Annotated in this window: 6 protein-coding genes, 1 rRNA gene and 1 other RNA gene; 6 read left to right on the plus strand and 2 right to left on the minus strand. The window is 63.0% G+C overall.

What is annotated here, in order from left to right; translation table 11 throughout:
- Positions 1-234: 234 nt before the first annotated feature.
- Positions 235-347: ribosomal RNA gene (gene rrf, locus IB258_RS28620) — 5S ribosomal RNA — on the plus strand.
- A 237-nt stretch (positions 348-584) separates the two neighbouring features.
- Positions 585-950: a membrane protein gene (locus tag IB258_RS28625; RefSeq protein WP_013391517.1), complete on the plus strand. Its 366-nt coding sequence runs from the start codon at positions 585-587 to the stop codon at positions 948-950.
- Between the two features lie 449 nt (positions 951-1399).
- On the opposite strand, the gene IB258_RS28630 is transcribed toward IB258_RS28625, so the two are convergent.
- On the minus strand, positions 1400-1678 hold the full coding sequence (locus IB258_RS28630) for an SWIB/MDM2 domain-containing protein (protein WP_006217453.1): 279 nt from the start codon (positions 1676-1678) through the stop codon (positions 1400-1402).
- A gap of 147 nt (positions 1679-1825) precedes the next feature.
- On the opposite strand from IB258_RS28630, the gene IB258_RS28635 reads away from it, so the two are divergent.
- On the plus strand, positions 1826-3019 hold the full coding sequence (locus tag IB258_RS28635) for a M20 aminoacylase family protein (protein ID WP_054457611.1): 1194 nt from the start codon (positions 1826-1828) through the stop codon (positions 3017-3019).
- 11 nt (positions 3020-3030) lie between these two features.
- On the plus strand, positions 3031-4095 hold the full coding sequence (gene pyrC / locus IB258_RS28640; RefSeq protein WP_054457610.1) for a dihydroorotase: 1065 nt from the start codon (positions 3031-3033) through the stop codon (positions 4093-4095).
- A 97-nt stretch (positions 4096-4192) separates the two neighbouring features.
- Here the strand turns inward: pyrC and IB258_RS28645 are convergent, their stop codons facing one another.
- The gene (locus tag IB258_RS28645; RefSeq protein WP_054457609.1) at positions 4193-6019 is read right to left on the minus strand and encodes an ATP-binding cassette domain-containing protein; all 1827 of its coding nucleotides are present in this window, start codon (positions 6017-6019) and stop codon (positions 4193-4195) included.
- 133 nt (positions 6020-6152) lie between these two features.
- Between IB258_RS28645 and rnpB the strand changes: the two genes are divergently transcribed.
- Positions 6153-6557, plus strand: an RNA gene (gene rnpB, locus IB258_RS28650) — RNase P RNA component class A.
- A gap of 354 nt (positions 6558-6911) precedes the next feature.
- Positions 6912-7340, plus strand: a complete 429-nt coding sequence (gene mraZ / locus IB258_RS28655; RefSeq protein ID WP_006226256.1) for a division/cell wall cluster transcriptional repressor MraZ — start codon at positions 6912-6914, stop codon at positions 7338-7340.
- The last annotated feature ends 2 nt before the right edge of the window (positions 7341-7342 follow it).

Consider the following 7342-nt stretch of genomic DNA (forward strand, 5'->3'; position numbering starts at 1 on the left):
TCCCGAACAGGACAGTGAAACGACTTTGCGCCGATGATAGTGGACGGACGTCTGTGAAAGTAGGTCATCGTCAAGCTTTTATTCCGCAGAACCCCACAGGTAACCCCTGTGGGGTTTTGTCTTTGTGAGAGCCCATTGCGGGCGCCTGTCGAGATCTGCTCCAGGCACGCGCATCGGTCTCGCTACAGGATTGGAGCGTTTGCCCACGATAGGGCAGGCACTCAAGCAGTTACGCCTGACAACCATAGCAAGGTGGTCCCACTCCTTCCCATCCCGAACAGGACAGTGAAACGCCTTTGCGCCGATGATAGTGGACGGACGTCCGTGAAAGTAGGTCATTGTCAGGCTTTGATTCCAGGAACCCCGCAGCTCGCGCTGCGGGGTTTTTCTTTTGCGGTGTTGTTGCGATGAGCTAGCAAGCGGTCGGCGCGGCTGCGGGCGGCTGGGGCTTTTGGGCGAGTGGTCGCGGACCGTCAATCAGGCTGCAAGCCGCGCCAGCATTGAATGTGCACAAATAACAACGGCCGTGGGCGGGGTAGCTTTGTGCGGTAAGATTGACCGAGTCAATTCGTTGGAGCGTTATCGTGAGTGATCCCCAGACCCCCGTGCCCGGAACGACGTTAGACCTGCGCACGCTGACCCACGTTGCCTATGGCTTGTACGCCCTGGGCTTCCTGACGAGCGGTTTCCTGGGCATCGCCACGCTGGCGGCCGTAGTGCTGATGTACCTGAAGCGCTCGGACGCCGCAGGTACCGTCTATGCCGCTCATTTCGACTGGCTGCTGCGTACCTTCTGGTGGGCCCTGCTGTGGCTGGCCATCAGCGGCATCGCGACGCTCATCTTCATCGGCTGGATCGGCCTGGCCGCGACCGTGATCTGGGTGCTGTATCGCCTGATCAAGGGCTGGCTGTCGTTGCTGGAAGGCTCCGCGCCGACTACCTACGCCTGAAGGCTCGCGTTCAAACAGAAGGCCGGCATATGCCGGCCTTTTGCTTTGTTGAGTTTGATGTTGCCGCCCGTACTTGGACAGCGGGTGCGGGCATCAGCGAACAAGCGCTGAGTGCAATTCAGCGTTTCGAAGGCCTCTGCTGGTGCAGGATTATTCACGCACGACACGTGGGCCCGCAGCATGTGCAGCCATCGCGCATGGGCCAATCCATGTTGCTTCCGAATGCTGGCCGTGGGACCGTGAGGAAGCCATGCCAACTGCCTGAAGAGGCGCGCCAGGCTTGGCTTTCGGGGAATGCTGGTGTGGGGAATCAGGCCGTGCCGGCGAGGTTGCGGCGAGGCTGTCGCGGTGAGAGAAAGCTGCGCTGGGGAGGCGAGCTCGCCCAGGAATGAACCGGGGCGTCGCGACGATATGAAGGCAGGGACGTACGGGGTACGCCCTTTGCCTGCTTACTTCAGATGTGCGTTGACCAGCTTGGTCAGTTCGAACATCGTGACCTGATCTTTGCCGAAGATCGGGCGCAGCTTGGCATCGGCGTTGATGTTGCGCTTGTTGCTGGCATCTTGCAGGTTGTGCTTCTTGATGTATTCCCAGATCTTTTTGGTGACCTCGGTACGCGGCACGGCTTCCGAGCCGATGACGGCGGCCAGTTCGGCGCTGGGGGTCAGGGGCTTCATGAATGCAGCGTTCGGCTTGCGCGCGGTCGCGGGTTTGGAGGTTGTGGCCATAATGCGGCGCTCCTTCTCTGGCTGTTGGAAAAATTGTCCTGCGGCCGGAGCATAACGTGTCTCTCTCGTAAAGACAAAGGCATTTATCCTCTGTAGCAACTAAAATGCACAGACTGTCCCCTCTATATCGTCATTCTGTAACCTCCTATGTACGCACGATCTCCTTTGGAATCAATTCGCCTCTTTCATGACGAATTGACGGCGCTGCGGCGCGATTTGCACGCGCACCCCGAGTTGGGCTTCGAGGAAGTCCGGACCTCCGGAATCGTGGCGGGCGCGCTGGAGGCGCTGGGGATCGAGGTGCACCGCGGCATCGGCAAGACTGGCGTGGTGGGCGTCATCCGCGGCAAACGCTGCGATAGCGGGCGCATGATAGGCCTGCGTGCCGACATGGACGCCTTGCCCATGACCGAAGACAACGACTTCGGGCACAAGTCGACCAAGCCTGGCCTGATGCACGGTTGCGGCCACGACGGTCACACCGCGGTACTGATCGGCGCGGCCAAGTACCTGTCGCAGACGCGCAATTTCGATGGCACCGCGGTTCTGATCTTCCAGCCCGCGGAAGAGGGGCGCGGCGGCGCGCGCGCCATGCTGGAAGATGGCCTGTTCGACACCTTTCCGTGCGACGCGATCTACGCGCTGCATAACTGGCCGGGTCTCAAGCCGGGCACGATAGGCATCAACCCCGGGCCGATGATGGCCGCGGCCGATCGCTTCGAGATCCTGATCACAGGACGTGGCGGCCACGGCGCGCATCCTTACCAGACCATCGATCCGGTCACCATCGCAGGGCAGATCATTACGGCGTTGCAGACCATCGTGTCGCGCAACGTCAATCCGCTGGATTCGGCGGTGGTGTCCATCGGATCGCTGCAGGCCGGGCATCCCGGCGCCATGAGCGTGATTCCGCGCGAAGCGAGAATGGTCGGCACGGTGCGCACGTTCCGCAAGTCCGTCCAGGAAATGGTGGAGACCCGCATGCGCGAGTTGGTGTCCGCGATTGCGGGCGCTTTCGGCGGCACTGCCGAGGTCACTTACGAACGGATCTACCCTGCGACCTTGAACACGCCGCAGCACGCCAATCTGGTGGCCGACATCGCCACCGAGATGATAGGCAAGGAGAACGTCGTGCGCGATCTGACGCCGTCGATGGGCTCCGAGGATTTCTCTTTCATGTTGCAGAGCAAGCCTGGCGCATACTTCCGCCTGGGCCAGGGCGGAGCCGATTCCGGCTGCGTGCTGCACAACTCGCATTTTGATTTCAACGATGCCGTCATCCCCTTGGGCAGCGCGATGTTCAGCGCGCTGGCCGAACGGGGCATGCCGCTGGCAGATTAAGAAGCCTTTCCATGTCTACTCAAAACACGACTCAGCTCACCATCACCCGGCCGGACGACTGGCACTTGCATCTGCGCGACGGCGCAGCCCTCGAGGCGGTGGTGGCGGATACCGCGCGCCAGTTCGCGCGCGCAATCATCATGCCCAACCTGAAGCCGCCGGTCACGACCACCGAACAGGCGTTGGCCTATCGCGGCCGCATTCTGGAGGCCTTGAAGAAGGCGGGCGGCAATCCCGATGCCTTCACGCCGTTGATGACGCTGTATCTGACCGACAACACCACGTCGGAAGAGATTTTCCGCGCCTACGAGTCGGGCCAAGTCTACGCCGTGAAACTTTATCCGGCAGGCGCCACGACCAACTCCGATGCCGGCGTGACCGATCTGCTGGGCAAATGCACGAAGGCGCTGGAAGCGCTGGAAAAATGCGGCATGCCGTTGTTGGTGCACGGCGAAGTGACGGATCCGTCGATCGACCTGTTCGACCGCGAAGCAATCTTTGTCGAGCGCGTGATGAAGCCGCTGCGCCGCGCCTTCCCCGCCTTGAAGGTGGTGTTCGAACACATCACGACGAAAGAGGGCGCGGAATACGTGCGCGACGCGGAAGGTCCCATCGCAGCCACGATCACACCGCAGCACCTGCTGTACAACCGCAATGCGATTTTCCAAGGTGGCGTGCGGCCGCACTTCTACTGTCTGCCCGTGCTTAAGCGCGAAACGCACCGCCTTGCGCTGGTCGAGGCGGCGACCAGTGGCAGTCCGCGCTTTTTCCTGGGCACCGACAGCGCGCCGCACGCGCGCGGGTTGAAGGAGCATGCTTGCGGTTGCGCCGGCTGCTACACGGCATTGCACGCGATGGAGCTGTACGCCACCGCCTTCGACGCGGTCGGCAAGCTGGACAAGCTGGAAGGCTTCGCCAGTTTCCATGGCCCGGACTTCTACGGCCTGCCGCGCAACACCGGCACGCTGACGCTGGTGCGCGAGGCCTACCAGGTGCCCGAGGAAGTCGCGTTCGGCAACACGACGCTGGTTCCGCTGGCTGCGGGTGAAGCGCTGACCTGGCGCGCGCGGGGCTAGGCAATTGCGCCGTCCGGCAAGTCCGGAACAAAAGAAATGCCCCCGGATTTCGGGGGCATTTTTCATGCGCCTCTATATGTATATAGAGACAAGCTGATTACAGCGTGCCTTCGCGGCGCGCTTCCAGCAGTTCCCAGCGGGCGAAGCGCTCTTCGAGTTCGCTTTCCAGCTTGGCCAGTTCGCCGTTGATGCGTTCGACTTCGGCGGGCGCGTCGCGGTAGAGGCTGCCATCGGCGAGCTTGCCGGCAAGTTCCGCTTGTTGCGCCTCCAGGGCGGCGATGGCGTCCGGCAGGCCTTCCAGTTCGCGCAGTTCCCAGGAGTTCATCTTGGCCGACTTGGCCGGTTTGGGTTTGGCGGCCTTGGCGCGCGCGGCGGCATCGTCGACAGGCCGGGCGGCGGGGGTTGCGTCTTCGGCCGGGGCCGCGGGCGCGGGCCGCTGCGCGACCCATTCGTCGTAGCCGCCCACGTAATCGCGCCAGCGGCCATTGCCTTCGTAGGCGATGGTCTGCGTAACGACGTTGTTCAGGAAGGCGCGGTCATGGCTGACCAGCAGCACCGTGCCCTGGTACTCCTGCAGCAATTCTTCCAGCAGTTCCAGCGTTTCGATGTCGAGGTCGTTGGTGGGTTCGTCCAGCACCAGCACGTTGGCAGGGCGGGCGAACAGGCGCGCCAGCAGCAGGCGGGCGCGTTCGCCGCCGGACAGGCTGCGCACGGGCGAGCCGGCGCGGGCGGGCGAGAACAGGAAGTCCCCGAGGTAGCTCATGACGTGCTTGCGGGCGCCGCCGATTTCCACCCATTCGCTGCCCGGGCTGATGATGTCGACGAGCGTGGCGTTTTCGTCCAGCTGCGCGCGCATCTGGTCGAAGTACGCGACCGCGACGTTGGTACCCAGCCGCGTCGTGCCGCTGTCGGGTTGCATCTCGCCCAGGATCAGCTTGAGCAGGGTGGTCTTGCCGGCGCCGTTGGGGCCGATGATGCCGATGCGGTCGCCGCGCAGGATGGTGGTGGAATAGTCGTCCACCACGATCTTGTCGCCGAAGGCCTTGTTCACGTGGTCGAGTTCGGCGACCAGCTTGCCGGAGCGCTGGCCCTCGGCCAGCGCGAGCGAGACGTCGCCGACGCGTTCGCGGCGTTCGGCGCGTTCGACCCGCAGCCGTTCCAGGCGGCGCACGCGGCCTTCGTTGCGGGTGCGGCGGGCCTCGACGCCCTTGCGGATCCAGACTTCTTCCTGCGCCAGCAGCTTGTCGAAGCGCGCTTGTTCCAGGCGCTCGGATTCGAGCCACTGGGCCTTGCGCTCCTGCCACTGCGAAAAGTTGCCGGGAAAACTCAGCAGGCGCCCGCGGTCGAGTTCGACGATGCGGGTAGCCACTGCGTCCAGGAAGCGGCGGTCGTGGGTGATGATGACGGCGGCGCCTTTCCAGGTGCGCAGCATGTCTTCCAGCCACGCGATGCCTTCGAAGTCCAGGTGGTTGGTGGGTTCGTCCAGCAGCAGCAGGTCCGGCTCATCGACCAGGGCGCGCGCCAGCGCGACGCGCTTGCGCGTGCCGCCGGACAGGCCGGCGATCTGTACGTCCGCGGGCAGGCCGAGTTTTTCGAGCACCGAGCGCACGCGCGAGGGGCGCTGCCAGTCTTCATGATCGCCCTCGACATTGCAGACCACATCGAAGACGGTGGCGTTTTCGTCCAGTTCGGGTTCCTGTTCGACCGTGGCCACGCGCAGACCCGAACTGCGGGCGATGTCGCCGTCGTCGGGCTGGGTCCTGCCGTCCAGCAGTCTCAGCAGCGAGGACTTGCCGGCGCCATTGCGGCCGATGAGGCCGATGCGCTCGCCGGCCTGGATGGCGAAATCGGCGTGGTCCAGCAGCGGGTGGTGGCCATAGGCCAGCTGGATGTCGGTAAGGGTGATGAGAGTAGCAAGGGCCATGTGATGGGTATTGTCTGCGGCGTCTGAGCGAATCAAGGCGTATTGTCGCAGGAACCCCGTAACGCCGTTTGCACGGCTAGTGTCGCGGCTTCTTCGGGGACGGAGCTGGCGGGTGTAATAGAATACGCACCGCAAGGCGGGTCGGACGATCGCGGTGGATGCGAATCCATCGAGGAAGGTCCGGACTCCACAGGGCAGGGTAACGGCTAACGGCCGTCCGGCCGCGTCTTCGGGCGCGGTTGAGGAATAGGGCCACAGAGACGAGTCTGCGGGGCGGGCGTGCATCGCGCGCACAGATACGGCCATCTCCGTATCGCGCCGTCCGGCAACGGGCGGCGGCATCGCAGGGTGAAACGCGGCAACCTCTATCCGGAGCAACATCAAATAGGCATGCGTGCGGTCTTCGGACCGCGTAGGGCGGCCCGTCCAAGCATGCGGGTAGATGGCTAGAGCGGCTCAGCAATGATCCGTCCAGAGGAATGATCGTCCGCCAGGGAAACCTGGTGTACAGAATCCGGCCTATAGACCCGTCTTGCAACTCATTCGCAACGCGAGCCTGGTCCTGGCTGGAACCTGGCGTCGCGCTGGCCGGGCCGGACCATTTTTGGGGCCGCTCAAATCGACGGGCCCGGCTGGAAGCCTTGCCAACCGGAGCAAACGACCGACCGTAAAACAATGCAAAGGCATTGTTAGCCGCCACTTCTGAAGAAGGACTTTTAGATAGTGCCGCAACCTCCTGATTTATTGGGAGGTTTTTCTTTTTGCGGATTTACATATTGATCTAAGTCCTTGTTGTGATTGAAAAAATTGCAACCACGCGCTTGACCGCCCCGATCCCATACCGTAGAGTGGGAAATAGTAGGAAATTGTGCAATTAAGTGGGGTAAAAGTGGTGTTTCAGGGAAGCAGCGCGCTCACGCTGGATGCCAAGGGACGGATCTCGATTCCGACCCGGCACCGTGACGCGCTCATGTCGCAGGCCGATGGCCGGCTGACCCTGACACGCCACCCTGACGGCTGCTTGCTGGTCTACCCGCGGCCCGAGTGGGAAAAGAAGCGCGAGCAGATTGCCGCCTTTCCCATGACGGCGCGCGCGTTGCAGCGGCTGTTGCTGGGCAACGCTCAGGACGTGGAACTGGATGGCTCCGGCCGGGTCCTGATCGCTCCTGAACTGCGCAACGCTTCCGGTATGACGCGCGATGTGATGCTGCTCGGTCTGGGCGCGCACTTCGAGCTGTGGGACGCCGCTACTCTGGCCAGCCGCGAGGCTGAGGACCTGGCCAAGGGTATGCCGGATGTGTTGAATCAGTTTTCGTTCTGAAA

The organism is Achromobacter sp. ACM02, from assembly GCF_014851605.1.
In the GTDB taxonomy this organism is placed as follows: Bacteria; Pseudomonadota; Gammaproteobacteria; order Burkholderiales; family Burkholderiaceae_B; genus Achromobacter; species Achromobacter aegrifaciens.

Bases quoted from the DNA above. Each gene is read 5' to 3' on its own strand.
- IB258_RS28630 (WP_006217453.1), bottom strand. From the start codon at position 1,678: ATGGCCACAACCTCCAAACCCGCGACCGCGCGCAAGCCGAACGCTGCA.
- pyrC (WP_054457610.1), top strand. From the start codon at position 3,031: ATGTCTACTCAAAACACGACTCAGCTCACCATCACCCGGCCGGACGAC.
- IB258_RS28645 (WP_054457609.1), bottom strand. From the start codon at position 6,019: ATGGCCCTTGCTACTCTCATCACCCTTACCGACATCCAGCTGGCCTAT.
- IB258_RS28635 (WP_054457611.1), top strand. From the start codon at position 1,826: ATGTACGCACGATCTCCTTTGGAATCAATTCGCCTCTTTCATGACGAA.